This window comes from Brevibacillus sp. MER 51 (assembly GCF_023714195.1).
Lineage (GTDB): Bacteria > Bacillota > Bacilli > Brevibacillales > Brevibacillaceae > Brevibacillus.
In genome coordinates this window covers 158,749-177,992 of the sequence record NZ_JAMAUS010000001.1, presented here as the reverse complement: position 1 = coordinate 177,992, position 19,244 = coordinate 158,749, and the positions used below count along the sequence as shown (strand labels likewise).

At 44.4% G+C, this 19,244-nt stretch carries 13 protein-coding genes and 1 other annotated feature; of the genes, 1 reads left to right on the top strand and 12 read right to left on the bottom strand.

The window, feature by feature from the left end; translation table 11 throughout:
• Position 1 precedes the first annotated feature (1 nt).
• The 4 genes from tycA to M3630_RS00730 form a co-directional block, all read right to left on the bottom strand.
• Positions 2–3,280, bottom strand: a complete 3,279-nt coding sequence (tycA, locus tag M3630_RS00745) for a tyrocidine non-ribosomal peptide synthetase TycA (RefSeq protein WP_251250867.1) — start codon at positions 3,278–3,280, stop codon at positions 2–4.
• A gap of 651 nt (positions 3,281–3,931) precedes the next feature.
• The gene (locus M3630_RS00740) at positions 3,932–5,080 is read right to left on the bottom strand and encodes an AI-2E family transporter (RefSeq protein WP_251250866.1); all 1,149 of its coding nucleotides are present in this window, start codon (positions 5,078–5,080) and stop codon (positions 3,932–3,934) included.
• A gap of 258 nt (positions 5,081–5,338) precedes the next feature.
• Complete coding sequence (locus tag M3630_RS00735) at positions 5,339–6,529, bottom strand: MFS transporter (RefSeq protein ID WP_251250865.1); 1,191 nt, start codon at positions 6,527–6,529, stop codon at positions 5,339–5,341.
• A 3-nt stretch (positions 6,530–6,532) separates the two neighbouring features.
• On the bottom strand, positions 6,533–6,949 hold the full coding sequence (locus tag M3630_RS00730; RefSeq protein WP_251250864.1) for a MarR family winged helix-turn-helix transcriptional regulator: 417 nt from the start codon (positions 6,947–6,949) through the stop codon (positions 6,533–6,535).
• Positions 6,950–7,102: 153 nt separating this feature from the next.
• Here M3630_RS00730 and M3630_RS00725 point away from each other — a divergent pair, with 153 nt between their 5' ends.
• On the top strand, positions 7,103–9,217 hold the full coding sequence (locus M3630_RS00725) for a hypothetical protein (protein ID WP_251250863.1): 2,115 nt from the start codon (positions 7,103–7,105) through the stop codon (positions 9,215–9,217).
• Between the two features lie 59 nt (positions 9,218–9,276).
• Here the strand turns inward: M3630_RS00725 and tyrS are convergent, their stop codons facing one another.
• From tyrS to M3630_RS00685, 8 genes are all read right to left on the bottom strand, one after another.
• The gene (tyrS, locus tag M3630_RS00720; RefSeq protein WP_255688258.1) at positions 9,277–10,545 is read right to left on the bottom strand and encodes a tyrosine--tRNA ligase; all 1,269 of its coding nucleotides are present in this window, start codon (positions 10,543–10,545) and stop codon (positions 9,277–9,279) included.
• Positions 10,546–10,603: 58 nt separating this feature from the next.
• Positions 10,604–10,833: a binding site (T-box leader), on the bottom strand.
• A gap of 365 nt (positions 10,834–11,198) precedes the next feature.
• Positions 11,199–11,588, bottom strand: a complete 390-nt coding sequence (locus tag M3630_RS00715; RefSeq protein WP_251250862.1) for an ATP-binding cassette domain-containing protein — start codon at positions 11,586–11,588, stop codon at positions 11,199–11,201.
• A 390-nt stretch (positions 11,589–11,978) separates the two neighbouring features.
• Positions 11,979–13,643: a DUF6138 family protein gene (locus M3630_RS00710; RefSeq protein WP_251250861.1), complete on the bottom strand. Its 1,665-nt coding sequence runs from the start codon at positions 13,641–13,643 to the stop codon at positions 11,979–11,981.
• 40 nt (positions 13,644–13,683) lie between these two features.
• Positions 13,684–14,745, bottom strand: a complete 1,062-nt coding sequence (locus M3630_RS00705) for a suppressor of fused domain protein (protein ID WP_260506815.1) — start codon at positions 14,743–14,745, stop codon at positions 13,684–13,686.
• A gap of 147 nt (positions 14,746–14,892) precedes the next feature.
• On the bottom strand, positions 14,893–15,531 hold the full coding sequence (locus M3630_RS00700; RefSeq protein WP_251250860.1) for an RNA ligase family protein: 639 nt from the start codon (positions 15,529–15,531) through the stop codon (positions 14,893–14,895).
• A gap of 14 nt (positions 15,532–15,545) precedes the next feature.
• Entirely contained in the window at positions 15,546–16,508 is a 963-nt protein-coding gene (locus M3630_RS00695) for an AAA family ATPase (RefSeq protein WP_251250859.1), read from the bottom strand.
• Between the two features lie 109 nt (positions 16,509–16,617).
• Positions 16,618–17,436, bottom strand: coding sequence for a hypothetical protein (locus M3630_RS00690; RefSeq protein ID WP_173609254.1), 819 nt, complete (start codon positions 17,434–17,436; stop codon positions 16,618–16,620).
• 107 nt (positions 17,437–17,543) lie between these two features.
• On the bottom strand, positions 17,544–19,019 hold the full coding sequence (locus M3630_RS00685) for a protein adenylyltransferase SelO (protein WP_251250858.1): 1,476 nt from the start codon (positions 19,017–19,019) through the stop codon (positions 17,544–17,546).
• Positions 19,020–19,244: the final 225 nt, after the last annotated feature.

Sequence of the window (19,244 nt, the reverse complement as noted above, 5' to 3'; positions counted from 1 at the left end):
TCTAGTTAAGCGTATTGGCAAGTGCTTCGAAGATGTCGTCCATTTCTTCTATTTGAAGTCCTTTTAGACTAAAGTCACTGGGAGTCCGTTCGACTTCTTTTTTCTGCAAGCAATGGGTAATGATTGCCCGGAGATGTTTTTGATAGCTCTCACTCAATTGAAGGATGGACTCTTCTCTAAACTGCTCCTCACTGTAAGTAAACGTGATGAGAAGCTCCCCACCTTCCATTCTTCCTGTAATATTCAAGGAGGTATAAATCTCCGAATCTGGACTCAGATTGTTCTTCCCATCGGCACCGAGTGAGTTGCCTGAACTATAAGGAGAACGGGTAAACATTTCACTGTTAAGTCCTGAGTCAAACTGACCCAAATAGTTAAACGTCACTTCAGGTTGCAAGGAAAAGGACAAGGAACCTCGTTTTTCAGGTTTTGTCATATATTTTATAATTTCATAGCCAATGCCTTTATTAGGGATCTTCCTCAGGTTTTCTTTCGTGCATTTGATATGGTCAGGCAAGTGATTCATTTGACTCAAATCTAGTAAAACAGGATATTGGGACGTGAACCATCCGATTGTTCTTGTCACGTTAGCATGTTCGATCACATCCTCGCGCCCGTGCCCTTCCAGATTAATCACGATTTGGTCAAGCCTGCTCCACTCTGCAACAGCCAACCCCAACGCTGCCAGTAACAAATCATTGATTTCTGTTTGATAAGCAGAATTTGCCTGCTTCAACAACTGCTCGGTTTCCTCTGCTAACAATCCGATCTGTATGTTTCGGATACTCTTCTGTTTGCAGCCGACCGTTTCATAGTCTTTTGGAAGGGAAGTATCCCTGGCTCCGGATTCAAGATTCTCCCAATACGGGATTTCTCTCATCAATGCATCACTATTCGCATACTCGTTCAGCCACACTGCCCAATTTTTAAAAGAATCTGTTTTTTCTGGGAGAACGATATCTTTTCCTGTTAGTGCCTGACTGTATGCAGTTGCTAGATCCTCAAACAGAATGCGCCAAGAGATTCCATCCATGACTAAATGATGGATAGCCAAAAACAAATGATCGCCTTGAAGCGTATGAAACAAAGCTGCCTTTACCAACTGTCCCTCTTGTAAATTCATGCCTCCATGCAACTGTCTCGTCTCTTCTTCGATTGCTTGCTGGACATCCGGATGCGAGGTTAGATCATATTGAAGGAATTGGTATAATTCACTCACCAATCCACGATTCTGTTGAACGATTCTACCATTCTCGTTTCGATAGATCATACGGAGCGCGTCATGATGAGAAAGGATTTTATCCAAGGCCTTTCGGATGGCTTCAGGATCAAATCCCTGTTCGCGATACAGCACATAGGATTGATTCCAATGGAACATATTCGTAAAGTTCTTTTCAAAGAACCACTGTTGAATTGGTGTTAAGTTAACAGGGCCTTCGACGATTCCCTGCTCGCTTCTCCTGGTCGTACTTTTGACATAGAGAGCAACCTGCGAAATTGTCGGGTAATTCAGCAAATCTTTCGTGTCTAGTTTTCGTTGATAGGCATGTAAACGAGCAGCGACCTGGATCGCTTGTATGGAATCCCCACCGAGTGAGTAAAAATTGTCGCGAATCCCAATTTTCTCGATTCCTAATACCTCTTGCCATACGGTTGCGAGAATCGCTTCTGTCTCATTTCTGGGAGGTTCGTATGCTGGATTTGTCTCAGAAGTCATATCGGGTTCTGGCAATGCTTTTCGATCAATTTTGTCATTCGGCGTAAGCGGCATTTTATCCAGCTTCACGAAATAAGAAGGAAGCATGTACGCAGGAAGCTTTTGAGCCGCATATTCTCTGATCTGCGCAGGAGTTACTTCCAGTTGCGAAATAAAATAAGCGCACAAATAGGGTTGAGCGTGTTGGTCTTCTCTAGCGATTACCACTGCCTCTTTTATTTGTTCATGTTTCAGTAAGACAGACTCGATTTCTCCCAACTCAATCCGATGACCCCTGATTTTCACCTGATGGTCGATTCTGCCGAGAAATTCGATTTCTCCAGTCGGCAACCATTTGGCCAGGTCTCCTGTCCTGTACATCTTCTCTCCTGGTACAAACGGGTTATCCACAAATTTTTCGGCGGTCAAGTCTGGACGATTCCAATATCCTCTTGCTAAGCCTACTCCACCTATGCATAATTCACCTTCACTGCCAATTGGCTGAAGTTGCAGCTCTTCATTGACAATATAAGCGGATGTATTTTGAATCGGTTTACCGATTGGGATCGTCTGGTTGAGAAGCACATTGGAAGGCGCCTCCCATATTGTCGCGCAAATGCTTGTTTCTGTAGGTCCGTATGCATTCACGTACCTGACTTTGTTTTTCCATTTATTCACCAAAGGGAAGTTGGCAGCTGAACCTGCCGTAATCATGATGCGAAGTGTAGTAATATGCTCTGGGGTGAGGTGAGTCAAATAAGTGGGTGGCAACGTGATGATGGTCAATTCATTTTCATTTACATAGTTTTCAAAACTGATGAAATCATGAATCGTCTGCTTGGAAAGGATATAGAGGCTGGCACCGGTTAATAAAGCCATGAACATTTCCCATACCGATGCGTCAAAAGACATGCTGGCAAACTGCCCAATCCTGTCTGCAGGTGTTACACCAAACGTATTTTGAAAGAATGATTGCAAATTCGCGATCCCTTTATGCTCCAGCATGGTTCCTTTCGGTTTGCCGGTTGTGCCTGAAGTATAGATGACATACGCCAAGTCAGTAGGTTTGCTTGGCAAGTGAAGGTTGGAATCTGAGCGAGAATCCAACTGTTCTTCCTCGATTACCACTACAGGACCACGGTATCCGACGTCGTATACAAGTTGGCTGACACTTTTCTGGGTGATGACGATCTTGGTTTGACTGTCTTGTAGGATATATTGAATCCGATCACGGGGATATTCGATATCGATGGGAACATACGCTCCGCCAGCCTTGAGGATGGCCAGAATAGCCGTAACATTTTCAATGGATTTTTCCATCATTACACCGACAATGCTGTCTGTTGTAATCCCTTTTTCGATCAGTGCTCTTGCTAATTGATTGGCCTTCCTGTTGAGCTCCTGGTAAGTTAAGCGCTCATTTTCATAAACGATGGCAACTCGGTGCGGCACAGCCTCTGCCTGCTCCTCGAACAACTGATGGATCGACTTATCCTGGGGATAATCCGCCTTTGTATTATTAAACAAGGCTACCTGTTCTTTTTCCCACTCCAAGTCGATAAGATTGGCCTGATTTGCTAACATATGTCCCCTCCGATAATTGGCAAACTTTTGTCTATCATGAAGTACGACAATACTAATGAAATGGCCAAACAAGTAAACGAAGCTACAAGGAAATGGTCTGCTAAAACTGAAGATGGAGCCTCAGTGACGAATGGATCATGTTAGCCCCCCCTCATCAACACCATTTAATATAATGGCCAATTGTAACAAAATATGTGGGTTTTTGTATCTTTTTTGTAAGTATTACCCATCTTCATATTACTATGGTCATGAACCAATTTTCACCTACAAATTTTCCACGATTTTACACTTTTTCACAATGGGAATAATTCCCTGTTTGCTCCATGCAGTTTTCAGGACAAAAGTCACCTTCCATTTTTTGGTCAAAACATGTGCTCTGCTACTCTTACCTGGAAACAAATGTGCTGGCCTGCACACCTCCTTACAATCCAGCAGAATAACGTATTCTTATGCACCTGTTTGAGAAACTGTTATTCATTATAACAGAGAGTGTTTTGGAAATCAGTTAAAAAATAGGTAATTTTTGTTAGTTGTGTTACTTTTTACCCAAACCATTCTCCCATCCCTAAAAAAGACTCACACTTTCTGGGTTCATTCGAAAGTGTGAGCCTTTTGATTTACGATTTCATGGAGGAATCGAAACGGTGGACACTATTCTTTCAGGGAAATATTCTTGTCCTTCAGTCGCTTGTTCGTCGTACTTCTGACGAGCGTATATATGACAGCAAAAGCAGGGATTCCAAGCAGCATTCCCATTAGCCCGAACAATGCTCCCCCAACCAATAAGGCTATTATCACCCATAAGCCATCCAATCCGATTGAATTACCTACCACTCTTGGATAGATAAAATTCCCTTCAATTTGCTGCAAGACAAGAATAAAGACAATGAACCAAATAGCCTTGACTGGATCGATCATTAGAATGATAAAGGCACTCGGAATCGTCCCGATATAAGCACCGAAAATCGGAATGATGCTCGTAACACCAATGATCACACTCACAAGTAATGCATAGGGCATGTGAAATGCCCACATCCCTACAAAACAAAGCCCGCCAAGAATGAGAGCCTCTGTTAGCTGGCCTGAAATAAAGCCACTAAATGCGCGATTGGTGATTTGTCCAATTTCTACAGCCCGATCAGCCTTTGCTTTTGAGGAATAGGCATAGACGAGTTTTTTCGCAATGAGCGTCAACTTTTCCTTATGGAGGAGCAAATAGACGGACAACATTAGTCCCATGATGACATCGATAAAACTAACGGTAAACATTTTCGTGTACGTCAGTAATACTGGGATGGAAGTCAGGAAAAAATGGCCTAACTTATTTACAATTTCATTCCACTTCTCCATGAGTGGATTCCATAAATCGCCGGACAAGTTAAACCTCTCTGCAAAACCGTCGACGAAGGCCTTTAATGATTGCATGTCATTCGGAATACTTGCCGCAAGCATGGAAATACTCGTCAGAAGCTGAGGGACAATAAACCACATGAGAAATGTAAAAAATACCAGGACAGTCGCAAGGGTTAACAGGATTGAAAAAGGACGTCTTACTTTCAACCAGATTCGATTGTTGCCGCGGTTAAGGGGGGAGAAAAGTCTTTCTTCATAAAATCTCATTAAAATGTTCAAGATGTAAGCAATGGCAATCCCATAAATCACAGGATCTAATAAGTCAAATATTTCATAGACAAATGACTTTACCTCAGGAAAATTCCATACCACAGCAAACAGCAATACGGTGTAAGTCGCGATCATTATGTATTTCTTTATATCTCGCCAGTGTACTTTCTCCATCATTTTCCGGATGACTCCTAATCTTTGTGAGTTCTAAGTTGATCTGTTTGTTCATAAACTTTTCCATTACTATGTCCACCCAAAAGTATACTATGTTTTTTAGCCGTACGTAATTATTTTTCCACTTTGACTAAAACTTCCCACGAACTTATCACAATCATGCGTATCAAAACATACTGAAAAAATATAACAGGCTACCACTTAGGGCAGCCTGCCTATCTTCTATAGGGGTATTAACTCCCCTTTTTTTACTTGGGTGAGTTAGGTAGCACGTATCAATTCCCGATCCCGTTTGCCGTGTAGCCAGTGATAAAGCGGGATACTGAAAAGGATAAAGGCAACCATCCCGCTGAAGATCATGCGATATCCTGTGTGTGGTACGATAAATCCGAGCAGATAGGGCCCGATTCCTAATCCCAGATCATACATAATGTAGTAAGTAGAGGTAGCTAATCCAAAGCGATGCGGAGCTGTCACCTTCACAGCTACCGTTTGGGCAATGGAGTTAAAGTTACCGAAGCCTACTCCAATCAATGCAGCGGATAACAGCAGCATCCAGGAAGTCGAAGCTTGACTGAATATAAGCATCCCGGCAGCAAATATCACCAGGCTGGGGTAAGTCACGATGTTCGCCCCTCTTGCGTCCATTAGCTTCCCTGAGAATGGTCGCGAGAGAATAATGACAATGGCATACACCAAAAAGAAATAACTCGAAGCTGAGGTGAGATTAATTTCTTCCGCATAAAACGAGAGAAATGACAAGACACCCGAATAGCTGAAGCCGATTAATAAAGCGACGAATGAAATCGGTAAGGCTTTGGGCTCGATAAATTTCGAAAGCTGAGAACCTTTTGCTTCCTCTTTTACACTTGTGGAAGGAAGCGGAACATTGATTTTTGCCATCGCATAAAACAGCAAACAAATCAGGGAAAACACGACATTCAGCGTGAAGATCCAGGTGAAACCATTTTCAAGCCGCAATAAGATCATGCCGAGAAAAGGACCAATCGCAGTGGCTAAAATCGCACTTAAGCTGTAATAGCCAATCCCCTCACCCTTGCGAGATGCGGGCAAGATTTGGGCAATAATGGTACCTGTAGCTGTACTGGCAATACCAACGGCGATTCCTTGCAGCAATCGATTTACCAGTAAAAAACTGATATGGACGGCAAAAAAGTAAAGCAACGAGGTGACAGCAAAAAATCCCAACCCAATCCAAAGCGTTTTTTTCGTGCCAATATGACTTATGGCTCTACCCGTGAGTAAGCGGCCGATCAAAGCACCAATGATAAAGATACTGGAAACTAATCCGGCTAAACTGGTTGAAGCGTGAAATTCTGTTTTGGCATACGAAGCGATTGTAACCATTAGTAAAAAATACATAAGTGTCAAAAGAAAATTGATGAAAGAAACAATGACGAACTCTTTTGTCCAAAGCCTTTCCTTATTCACTGCTTACCCTCTTCTCTTTAGGTTCATGATAAGCTTTTCTAATACTGTGGCTGCTGCGTCTCTTTCTTCTTGTGTGATGCCCTCCATTACTTCTTCCAAGAATGGATCAGTCGCTTCCATGATCGTTTTATATAGCGCTTCACCTTTCTCAGACAAGCACATAATTTTTTGCCGTTTGTCTTCACCTGACAAAATCGAAATTATTTCACGCGCAGCTAATTTTTGCGCAATAGGTGTAATCGCCGGCTTCTCTACTTGCCAATAATCGGCAACGTCGCTAAAAGTAGCAGAACCGTTATTTTTGAGATAACGAATTAACGCCCATTGCGTGACGGATATGCCGAATGGAAGTAATTCCTCTTGCAATTGGTTATTGTAGACACGATGTGTGAATGCGACTTTTGAAAAGAACGGGTACATGTTACGCTCCTTATCATTAGTTAATTAATTTAATTAATTATAATTATATATCTTTCCTTGCTGTTTGAGAAGGTCTAAATCAAGATGGGTTACCTTGTGGCTTTTTCCTCACACATTCGTCTAACCTATATCATCATACAAAAGGAGAAAATCATGCTGGAAAAAAGGTTGTTCGCTATAAACTTCCTATTATTGCTTTTCTTCGTACTTTCTTTTCCAATCCCTACGCTTGCGAAGGAATCGTCCATTCAATATCTGTATTATGTATTTGGCTGGGATGAGAAAGGCAATGTCCGCATTACTGATTTGGCAAAAAACGAAATCCTCTCTTCCATTCAGTACCAAGCTGAATATGGCACCATTTATAATGCGATGACTCCTTCCCTTCCGAAAGGTTCCAATCAATTAACGTTGGATCAAAGCCCACCATTTCAACCAGGCGCGGTCATCGAAATTCGCTCAGAATCGTTTGGCGGCCGAATGAATGCTCCGCTTGTCCATCAGGCGAAAGTTACTGCCGTCCGTGGAAATGATTTGTATTTTTCTCCACCTACGACGAAAGTGATCGACAGGAACATATTTATCAAACGGGGCAGCCACTGGGTTCGTAAATGGGATGACGTAAAGGTGGAACACCAGGAAACCGCTACTGGTAACACAGTCATTGTCACAGGTCATACTCCGATTGCAATGGTTACAATACAATATGCATTGCAAAAAAACAGCCCAGCCATCGATATCACCGTAAAAACCACCTATAAGCGACAGGCAAAGGTTTTTCGTGAAGCCCTCGCCCTGCAATTCAAGCCAAATGTGACAGAGGTATATCGCAAGAATCGGAAAGTGGACGCACAGAAATTCCAACCTTCTTACTGGCTGGATCACCAAGGCGCGAAATTTGGTCAAGGAAAGCAAGCAGCTTTTTTGTACCATGCCCCCAACGTGTCTTCACTTGAATTGAATACAACGCAAAAACAGCTCATCGTGAATCTGGATCACATGAACGATCACAGATACGTACAGCAAGGCTCTACGAATCAAGTCGGAAAAGTCCGCCACGCTTCCGAATATCGCGCAAACGAAGAACGGACGAATTCTTTCTCGCTGGTAGTTGGGTATCAACCAAAGCTCATGCCGCGTTTTATGAGTCAGCCTTCTGGTTTTTTGGCGACTCATGTATGGACAGAGCATGCTGACGAGCAGACGCTGCAAACGAATCGAGCTGTTTATTTCGGCTCCGGGAGGATTACATCGTCGGCACAAGCGACAGGCGGTTTTGTTAAACACCGGATTCCGGTTACAAAAAGCGTATTTTACTCGAATCCGTATTTTCAAGCGAAATTGCCTGTCAATGTCGCCATTGCGCAAAGCCCTGAATTTTTGCAGTTTCTGGATGATCTGAATCGGAACGGTGATGAAATTGGGCTACATACCCTCTATCCATACGAAATCAGGCACTATCAAAAGACGACGGAAGATGCACTGCAGGTAATGAAAGATCACTTCCGGAGCCGTACCTGGATTGACCATGGGTATTTGAAGACCAGCTTTGCGTTTAACGCGCTCGACAACCAGACTGCGAATTACTTGGCGCATCAGTGGAAAAAATACGGCACATCGTATTTTTGGCACTACAGCTCAGAAGATATCGCGAATCCGAATAATGGTCTCGATCTGTACCAATCCCAAAGAGGCGACTCCCTGCGCACTCCGCTCTATTGGTCGCACCCGACAGTGACAGGCCCGTTTTATTCATGGTCGGCTGCCACCATTCCAGAAGATTCACTTTATCTGTATCGGGAGCAAAATCTCCAGCAGCTCATTCAAAACCGTGGAGTTTTTATCAACCATACCTACTTGGCAAGATTTCCATCCAACAAGCAGGGCGGGAAATTTGTCATTCGAGATGCCCAAGGAAACTGGATCATCCATCCCGATTTTGACCGCTTGCTAAAGCGAATGGAAGTTCTGCGAGATCAAGGAAAATTGCATTTGACAACCGTACGTGAAATCATGGATTATTGGCTCGCCCTCTCTCAAGTCAGATTGGAATATGCACCAAACGGCTCTATCGTTCTGCACAACGATGGTACGCAAAAGATTTCTGGTCTTTCCATGGCGACAAAAGCTTCGGAAGTTTATGTGAACGGGATGAAGCCGTCGCAAAAGAAAGCGGATGGCGATCTTATCTTTTGCTTCGATCTGGAGCCAAATGCAGTTGCCGTTATTGCTGCGAACAAAGTAGATAGTACTTCACATCCGAAATAAATCCCATAAATACAAAGAAGCTTCCCTAGTGGGTCTAGGGAAGCTTCTTATTCCTTTATCTATTGAGACAATTTTACCAAGCTGTAGTTTTTCTTACCTTTGCGGATAATGATGAAGCGACCGCCGATAGCAAGGCTTGGCGTTACTTCCAGTTCCAGATCGGTAACACGTTCACCATTCATGGAGATAGCGCCTTTTGTAATATCCTCACGTGCTTGACGTTTGGATGGCTCGATGCCGACCTCAACGAGCCAGTCGACAATGTTCTTCGTTTCGAGGGTAGATTCGAATGTCGGCATTTCTTTGAAGCCTTGCTCGATCTCATCTGCCGACAGCGATTTGATATCTCCAGTAAACAAAGCTGCTGTAATGCGCTTCGCCTGCTCCAGCAATTCCTCGCCGTGCACAAATCTCGTCATTTCCTCTGCCAGCGCTTTTTGCGCCTCGCGTTTATGTGGCTCGGTCTGTACTTTTTCAGCCAGCTCTTCAATTTGTTCCTTGGAGAGGAACGTAAAGTATTTCAAGTATTTCACAACATCGCGGTCATCGGTATTCGCCCAGAATTGGTAGAATTCGAATGGAGTTGTTTTATTTGGATCAAGCCAGATGGCTCCTCCTGCTGTCTTCCCGAATTTCGTGCCATCTGCCTTCAGCATCAGAGGAATAGTGAGACCGAATGCTTTTGCTTCTGGTCCTTCTTTTTTGCGGATCAGATCGAGACCGCTCGTGATGTTGCCCCATTGGTCGGAACCGCCGATTTGCAGCTGAACATCTTCATGTTTGTACAGATGCAGGTAATCCAGCGATTGCAGAATTTGATAGGAAAACTCCGTAAACGAAATGCCGCTTTCCAGTCTGCTCGATACGACATCCTTGGCAAGCATCGTATTAATGCTGAAGTTTTTCCCGTAATCCCGCAGAAATTCAATGACATTGATTTTGTGCGTCCAGTCGTAGTTGTTCACCAAGCGAATTTGGTTGTCGCCATCTGTAATGAACAGCTTTTTCATCTGCGCGGTGAGTTTGTCGACGTTCTCCTGAATCTGTTCCAGTGTTTGCAAAGAGCGCTCGGATTGACGGCCGCTCGGATCGCCAATCGTACCTGTTGCACCACCGATCAAAATGACCGGACGATGACCAGCGAGCTGAAAGCGTTTCAGTACCATGAAAGGAATCAAGTGACCGATATGCATGCTGTCACCTGTTGGATCGACACCACAATATAACGAGACTGCTTTTTCATTCGTTAATTCTCGCAGCCCTTCTGCATCTGTTTGCTGATTAATGGCTTCGCGCCATTCGAGTTCGTCGATAATATTCACTGCCATACACTCCTTCAATCTCCTATGGTAAAAAAACAAAAAATCGCCCCTTGTCTATTGTAGACATAGGGACGATTGAATAACCGTGTTACCACCCATCTTGCACCAATGGACCCAAGCGCTTGCGCAGGCCATTCATGCCACTCGTAGCGAGTTATCGTTCGCGATTCCGCTCGGCATTACCCGAGATACTCCAGAGTGTAATTCGCTAGCTTATTGTGTACCGGGTTCCATCAACCCCCGGCTTTCTAGGACAGGGAATAAGCTGCTACTGGGCTCTTTCAACGTATGTTTCATATGAAATTAAAGTCAGTATATTGAATTCAAATAGCAATGTCAACCATGTAGCAAGGATTCCGCCACGATCCCTTATTTTATTTTCGTAAGACCGTTGGAGGTTAGTTCATAAACAGTTGTTGCGACCTCATGCAAATACCGTCGATCATGCGAAATACTGATAATCACACCGTCGAAAGCCGTTAACGCCCGGCACATGTACCGCAGAATCAAATTGGAATTCGCTTTTTTCTTCCACACTCGGAGCCTATACAAACGTTTCCGATGCTTTCTCCATGCGCTCTCTTTGATTTTTCAAAGACTTGATCTTCTTTTGCAGACGTGGATCTGAGCGGGACACGTTCCGATGTTGATGCTCTGCCTTATTCCAAACGTCGTGCCATTTCCAGCTTCAAATGAAGGATACCGTTTGCTGTATTCGCAATAAACGTTTCGTCATGCGATACATATAGGACAGGAAGCGATGTTTGTTGAATAAACTCTTCCAGCCATTCCATCGTTTGAATATCCAAATCATTCGTGGGTTCGTCCAGCAATAAAACGTCAGGATTCTGTGCCAGCAGACTTAAAAAGCGGTATTTGAAACGCTCACCACCTGACAGAACACCCATCTTTTTATCTGAATCCAATGCATGAATACCGAGGTCATCCATCGCCCTCACCAGTTCTTTGCTCCATTGATTTTCGACAAAAAACTCGGCGATGGTCCATTGTTTTTCTTCGTCCGATAGTTCCTGTGCAAGAAATCCCATAGAAAATCGTTTCGCAGCACGTTACCTGCAAATGTGCAATACTAGGCAATCATTTGTTCCGCGTATATCAACTTTAATAAGCTGCTTTTTTCGTTTTTACGTTTCTCGTCATTTACTCCTTGTTCATCTGTATCACCCCCTTTTTTTTACAACAAAAAAAGATGCTCCTGTCCAATAAACAGAAGCATCTTGCTCTCCTAATAGAAATCGCTATATGAAAAATAAATCATACAGGAATTCAAGCTATACATTTGCGGGTGAATTTGGCTTCTTGTTTATTTATTATGGGATTGGCTTTTCCTATAAATAAACAATTGCGCAAATGATTCACCCTCCGTTCCATGAAGTTGACTTCAATATAGCATGGACTTCCAAATATTGTCAATGTAGCTATTCGACCAAAGCTAGCAATTGTCCGAGCTTGTCCTTGATGGGGGAAGATTCCTTTTTTACCGCCTGTGCGAGCTTCTTATTCCCACCGAAAAGGCGATAAATAACGGTTTCCCGCTTGTAATCTTCCAGCGCTGCAAGCTCCTCTATAAGCGCATCCACCAGTTCTGCACGATCGATGGTGACATTTTTCAAAGGCTTCGCCGAATCACTACTGCCAAGCACCAGAGAGACGAGTACGGGGATATTCTCTACAGTTACACCATGCGCCTCCATAAAAGCTAAAGCAAAATCGTCCTGAGCAGACTGATGCTCCGTGTCGACCATCTCCATATAGCGACGAAAGAGTGGAAAATAATCGCTGCTAGACAAGCCGAGAGCCAATACCGCATAGGTACCAGGCATGACGGATTTCTCGCTTGGCTCTACATCCCCGTACCACGCGAACTCCTCCATCGCAAGCTCGGCATATTCTGCGATTTTCGGATATAACGCAGGATAACGGGACGCATTGGCAAAAAACTGATGGAGACCTGACTTCGCCAGCTTTTTTACTGGGAAGTAATTCTTTTCGCTGCTCTTCAGCTTGAGCTTGTACCCTTTGGGAAAGCCTTCACGCAAAAGGCCGTTGATAAAATCAATGGCTTCACCGTAGGCAGCTTCTTCCTCCGATACGATACGGATGTCGATCGCTTGTAAAACATCATTGGCCATTGTTTGAATCAGGCTGCTTTTATACTCGTTTTCAAAGCGACCACTGCCCCGTTTTACATAGTCCACAGCTCGCTTGGAGCCAAGCTGAACAGCGAGGTCCAGGTACTTCTTGCGGGTATCCGGCTCCTTGTTACCTATTGCGAGAGCGACGTACAGGAAAAAGTCCAGCTCCCCTGTTTTTGGTTCCTGACGCTCCTGCTCGGGTTTCAAAACCCAATCCAATCCATAATGCCCGGTACGATCAAAAAATTTGACTAAAAAACGCTCATCCGCCCAGCCTTTTAAAGCCAAAGTATAGTGGTATGTCCACGAATCACTGCGTTCTTTGTTGGAGTGCAGCTTTTCCCTAAGACGCTGGATGAGTGGTTCGACAAGCTCCTGCTTTTGTTCCATCAAATCGGGATTGACGAGGCAATGAGCGAAGAAGAAATCGTCTCTTTCTTTCGGACGTACAGGAAGCTCCGCTTTAATTTTTGCTTCGATAAATTGATCCAGTACTTGTTTGAGACTCTCGCGTTTTCGCTCGTTTATGAAATGGCGAGCATGGCTTTGCACCGATTGTTTCCACTCGAATTCGAAAACAAGCTCGAAGCGGTAATTAAAAAAGTGAGAATCATAATTGGTGGAATGGAACAGGGATTCCATTCGATCACACAGTGCGGGGAAAAACTCATTCATGAGCATTTCCTCTGTAAGCTCCTCAATATAAGAGCCAGCATCGTATTTGTACGAGTCGTCACTCCAACTGAAAGGTTCGTGGACATCCACGTGGATTTTGCCATTGGCCCAATTGAGTTTTCCTTTTCTCCACGCCACTCTCAGGTAGTCTTTGACCCCCGCCTGCAGTAGACTCCAGTCTTTGATCTCTTTGATCCGCTGGTTCTCTTTTTGGTAAATTTCTTGGATGGAAGTCCATACTTCGTTTAGAAATGCTTCTGCTGCCTCATGCATTGACTGACTCTCCTCCTCGCAAAAAACAGCGCTGTCGCCTTTAACCGATGACCTTGACGACATTGCCCTCGCTATCGGTAATATTGGTTTTCACAATGTTGATGGCAATTCCTTTCAGGGAAGGAATCTCAAAGCTGCTTTCCTTTGGAAGCAACTGCTTGGTAAGCGCAATCGTTGTTGCATCATCGAGAACAAACCGAATAACGTCCTCTCCTGGAATACATTCAGGATTGGCTCCTGCCTCAAAGACAACGCGGACATCAGGTCCCAGCAGGCTCAGGCTTTCTCCTTTTCGCATACGTCCGCGGAGAATTTTTCCGATGACTTCCGCTTGCTTAGCTCCCAAGCTCAGGGTCGAAGGTGCTTTTTTCAAGAAGCCTTTTTTCCCTGGCTCCCAGCCAAGCTGGCTGACAAACAAATAGGCAGTGTTGGAGCCTTCTTGTTCCATTCCTTTTTGAACAGCATCAGAAACTGTAGAGTTGCAAAGGAGAGAATCACGCTCGAGATCGGTTATGTAGGAAGGCATATACGGCAAGCCGGATTGAAGCACGCCACGTGTATTCCAAGCCATCATTGCATCGAGTTCATCACCAGTGATTCCTACCATTTGCAAAAATTGCACTCGCCCATTCGGCGTATCGATTTCGGCAAGCTGTGGGTCTGTGACAAAAGCGAGCGCAGTCAGTTGGGTATCGGCACCCAAGCATATCGGACCGTTTGCATCCAAATGATCACCTGCTTGAAAAACATTGCCCGTGTTGAATACGTAACGCCCCATATTTTGAAGCAAATTCAGCGCCCAGGCAGGCGGTTCCTCCTCGTCGTCTTTACGAGCCAATCGAAACGTCAATTCAAAGCCAAAACCGCTTTCCTCTTCATTCTCGGACTCTTTTTCATACAGTTCAGTAAACCCATAAGTCACAAAATGCCAATGCGGGTAAGGCTCGTCCGCTTTGTAGGCGCTAATTCCATCTAATGGATCGGGACCACCCAGTGCATACGAGATAAGCGTGCCGTAATGTTTAGGCTCCTGCTCTCCATAAATCTTACGCATCTCCTGATCAATGGCATCCCAGCCAGCTGACATCATTTCTTCATTCAATTCTTCGTTCATCTCTTCGTTCATTTCTCACGCCTCCTATGTAATGACTGTCTTAACAATAGCCAAAATGAAATTTGGATACTCTATTAGACGGTCAATACCACTTAGCAAATTACATCGTTCTCATTCCCTTCAATATCAAAGTCTTTAATTTGTTTGTGCTAGCCCATTCGGAACGACTGGCTTCGATAACCAGTGCTGGTCGGTTTGCACATGATTTTTGCGCACAAACTTGGCGGCAGATTGTTTAAAATCTTCGTACGGAAACCTCTCTGTTACTCGTACCACATACCCCTCTTGTTCTCCGCCGAAGACAGATTGTTTGGTGTAGCAACTTTTTACGGTCTCTTCCTTCCAAATCCCTCTGTATAAGACAGGTGCTGTTTCTAAGCCCAGTAGTTCGGCCCATTCTACCGTTTCATCCCACGACAAGCATTCATTGTTTTCATTCCAGATCGAGAACACGTAGAAATAGCTCGTTAGGTATTCGTAGTAGATGGAGTGGAGCGCATATACGTTTTCCCCGCAAATTCTCCAGCCTTCCGGGATATGAAACGAAATCGTCCCGTGAAGCATCTTTATCCAATGTCTTGATGCGTGATCTTTGCTATCAAGTGACCTTGCATGGATATGATTTCGGTACAGCGTGGTATTTTCTCCATCCAGCTTTTCTGTTACGACTACTTCTTTCCCCTCGAAGTGACACACTGATCGCAAGATTTTATCGTCGTCGGTTCTACTTCTTGACCAGGGTAAATGAAAGGTTCTCGGGTATTTTTTCAACAACGTTATTCACCTCCTTATTTGGCATAGGCATCTCCTTCCTTGAAGAAGTACAGCTTCCACAGGTACTCTTCGCCCAACAAATGATAAATCTCGGAAATATCTTGCTGAGTTCCATAATTAATCTTCATGTGCATTTGAATCAGGTTGACGGCTTCGAAAATAAAATCATCTTCGAATCCTAATTCTTTTAAGAAATGACAAGCAATTTGCGCAGAAACATGCTCATGTCCGAAGTAGGAGTAATGGCCTTTCATCGGCTTGTAGGTTTTGCAAAATGGTTTTCCTGTATCGTGAAACAAGGCGACCACTTGCATGAGGAATTTGTCTTCTTCCGTGTAAAAGGCGTTTACATAATCGAAAACATGATAGGTATGCTTGCACAAAGGGTACTGATGATAAGGGTTTTCCTGATTAAATTGATACATCTCTTTGAAGATGGGAATGGCATTCAACCTGTCGAACAGCTCTTCATAGGAGGGTTCTTTTTGAAGCAATTGAACGAATTCTTCTTTTTCAATGGAATAAGGAACTGGCTCGTGCAAGAGATGAATGTGATCCCAGCCCTCATTCTTAATGGGAAAATGGAAGTTCTTCCGCATCTTCGCCAGGATGTATTCGTCTACGGTTCTCTTTCGGGATCGATTGCGCTCTAGGCAAACGGTATAGGGAACATCGACGTAATAGCATTCCTTCTGGACATCGGGAAATTTGGCAAGGACCCTCATTCTTTTCTCTCTGTCAATATTGGTAGCGTCTAAAATGACATTCTTTCCATTCGCCAGCTCCGTTGCGATTTTCGAATAGACCTCAAAAAATACTTGTGCTGATCTTTTTTGTTTTCGCTCGTCACCAAATAAGTTCTGGCGAATTTCATCCGTAGACACGATTGTTGCCCGTTCCTTTTTGGCAATTTCTTGTGCCCACTTGCTTTTGCCACTGCCCGCAATGCCTGACAGGACGATTAATTTCTTTTTCACTTATATCTCACCTCCTTTCAATAAAAACAAACTTTCGACATGCTTTTCCAATATTATACACACTTCGCGTATAGATGGCACCCTTCTTTGTTCCTAGATTTTCCGTTCTTTACAGCCATGGGCCAAAGAAGTTCTGGATAGCTTGCTCGGAATAGCTATCTTCGCCGCGCCAATTTACTACGGCAAAAAAGTCGTTCTTCCCGCCACGCCCTGGTCTGTCCTTGCTTGGCGCCAAGATCCCGGCGGATGCAAGAATTTCCATTAAGACATCCCGTTCGTTTTTGCTAGATGCGAAGACACCATGGAGGCGCTTCTCCAATTGACGGGCGGCATCGGTTGGTTCACTGCTGGCAATGATGGCTAGCACCTGACGGAGAATTGCTACATCTTCTTCCTGTACTGAAAGATTTTCTTCCTTGCTTAACAGCTCCAGATCAAGCATGAGGTACGGTAGATAGTTTAGGCGGATACCTCCCCACTTGATTCTTTCAAAATTCAAAACGTTCAAATCTTCTTCCGTATATAGCTCTCGTCCCGCGATATAATAACGGTCGCACTTATGGCAGTCTCCGTACATGGCGAAATAGGTGCCGTTTTCTGGATTTGTATACTTGCCGACGTTACTTTCGAAGTCATGGGCTTTTAAAGACTCTGTCAAAGCCCAGCTAGACAAGGCGCTGCGCAGGTACACCTTTCGCGTCGAGAGACTGTGCAAAAATGCAGCGGCGGCTTGTTCTTTTGTCACTTTTTTATGCAGAGTAATGATTTTGTCTATACAATCTTCGTGACTAATTGTCTGCAGATCAAACATGAGACCTTTGCTTTTGGCGTATTCAAAATCTGCTCCCGAAAAATCGTATGGGCGACTCTTCCACCCGTTGCTGCTCCAAAATGTTTTCATCAAGATTTGCTTTGCTTTTTTATCCATAAAGCAATTGCTCCTTTTTTCTTCGGCTTTCCATATTCTAGCGCGAATCGGACGTATGAAAAAAGAGTCCAACATGTGAAAGATCGTTGGACTCTGATTGCATGCTATCATGTACCGCAAAACGTTTGGTAAGGACATGCCGATTCCGCTGGTAAGGTCGTGTATTCTACCTGTTCAGGCGTGTACGCATATGGATTGGAAAGGACTTCCAAGAGTCGTTCCATCACCGTGTAGTCGCCCTCTTTCCACGCTGCTTCCAATGCTTCTTCTACACGATGGTTCCGTGGGATGATTGCCGGGTTGCTCTTTTTCATTACATGTTGTACCGCAGCGGTGTCCTCTGGCTGTCTTGTTAGTCGTGCTTTCCACTGCTCGTGCCATTCCGTGAATTCGCTCGTGCCAAACATTGCAGTTTCTTCTGGTTGATTAAGCGTGAAAGCACGGAATGTATTCGTATAGTCAGCATGGTGGTCCTTCATCATGTTGAGCAGACCTTCGATCAACGCTTCGTCTTGCTCCTCTTCGTTGAACAATCCGAGCTTTGCCCGCATTCCTGTGAGCCAATGGCTGTGATACAGCTTGCTAAATTCGGCAAGTGCATCTTCGGCCACTTTTACAGCCTGCGCTTCATTTTCATGCAACAACGGCAATAAGCTTTCCGCAAAACGAGAAAGATTCCACACAGCAATGTACGGCTGATTTCCGTAAGCATACCGACCCTGAACGTCAATGGAGCTAAATACAGTTGCAGGGTCATATGTGTCCATAAAAGCGCAAGGACCGTAATCAATCGTTTCGCCGCTGATTGCCATGTTGTCGGTGTTCATGACTCCGTGAATAAATCCTGCGAGTTGCCACTTGGAAATCAGCGCAGCCTGACGCTGGATGACTTCCTTCAGTAGGAGGAGGTAGCGGTTTTCATCTGCCGCGATCTTTGGAAAATGTCTTTGCAACGTGTAATCAGCCAACGCACGGAGGTCTTCTATCGAGCACCATCTTGCCGCGAATTGGAATGTCCCTACTCGGATATGACTGGCAGCGACACGCGTCAAAATAGCACCAGGCAGCTCGGTTTCGCGATAGACAGACTCGCCCGTTGTCACTACTGCAAGGCTCCGCGTAGTAGGAATTCCGAGTCCATGCATGGCCTCGCTAATGATGTATTCGCGCAGCATCGGGCCAAGGGCTGCTCTACCGTCACCGCCGCGAGAATAAGGTGTTCTGCCTGAACCTTTCAGTTGGATATCAAAGCGCTCGCCGGAGGGTGTAATTTGTTCACCAAGAAGAAGAGCCCTGCCATCGCCTAGCATGGTAAAATGACCGAATTGGTGTCCCGCATATGCTTGGGCAAGAGGCATTGCGCCTTCTGGGGTTTTGTTTCCCGCAAGCATGGCTATGACTTCTTCGCTTTGCAGAGCTTCGACATTCAGCCCAAGCGTTTTTGCCAAACGTTCATTGAGAATGGCTAGCTTCGGTGATCGTACAGGAGGTGGATTGAGCCTGGAAAAAAACGATTTTGGCAGCGTTGTATAGCTGTTGTCAAAATTCCATCCCGGTTCGATTGTTGCTTTTTTGTCTGTCATTGGATCTCCTTTTATCGATTGGCGTTATTTACATGGACGTAACGTACACATGATACATTTTGCCAATTTATTATACCCTTTTCTTGCGAGTTTCGAGCACATTCGTACATTTTTAGCGCACTCCCAGCCGAATATAATTCGTGAATGGGAGGAAAAATACCATTTACATATAACCAAAAGGTGTTATATTATCTTAAAGTATAACCAAAGGGTGTTAGATTTTCA

Excerpts from the sequence above, each read along its gene's own strand:
- M3630_RS00710 (WP_251250861.1), bottom strand. The coding sequence starts at position 13,643 with ATGCATGAGGCAGCAGAAGCATTTCTAAACGAAGTATGGACTTCCATC.
- M3630_RS00740 (WP_251250866.1), bottom strand. The coding sequence starts at position 5,080 with ATGATGGAGAAAGTACACTGGCGAGATATAAAGAAATACATAATGATC.
- tyrS (WP_255688258.1), bottom strand. The coding sequence starts at position 10,545 with ATGGCAGTGAATATTATCGACGAACTCGAATGGCGCGAAGCCATTAAT.
- M3630_RS00690 (WP_173609254.1), bottom strand. The coding sequence starts at position 17,436 with ATGGATAAAAAAGCAAAGCAAATCTTGATGAAAACATTTTGGAGCAGC.
- M3630_RS00685 (WP_251250858.1), bottom strand. The coding sequence starts at position 19,019 with ATGACAGACAAAAAAGCAACAATCGAACCGGGATGGAATTTTGACAAC.
- M3630_RS00715 (WP_251250862.1), bottom strand. The coding sequence starts at position 11,588 with ATGGGATTTCTTGCACAGGAACTATCGGACGAAGAAAAACAATGGACC.
- M3630_RS00730 (WP_251250864.1), bottom strand. The coding sequence starts at position 6,949 with ATGTACCCGTTCTTTTCAAAAGTCGCATTCACACATCGTGTCTACAAT.
- M3630_RS00725 (WP_251250863.1), top strand. The coding sequence starts at position 7,103 with ATGCTGGAAAAAAGGTTGTTCGCTATAAACTTCCTATTATTGCTTTTC.
- tycA (WP_251250867.1), bottom strand. The coding sequence starts at position 3,280 with ATGTTAGCAAATCAGGCCAATCTTATCGACTTGGAGTGGGAAAAAGAA.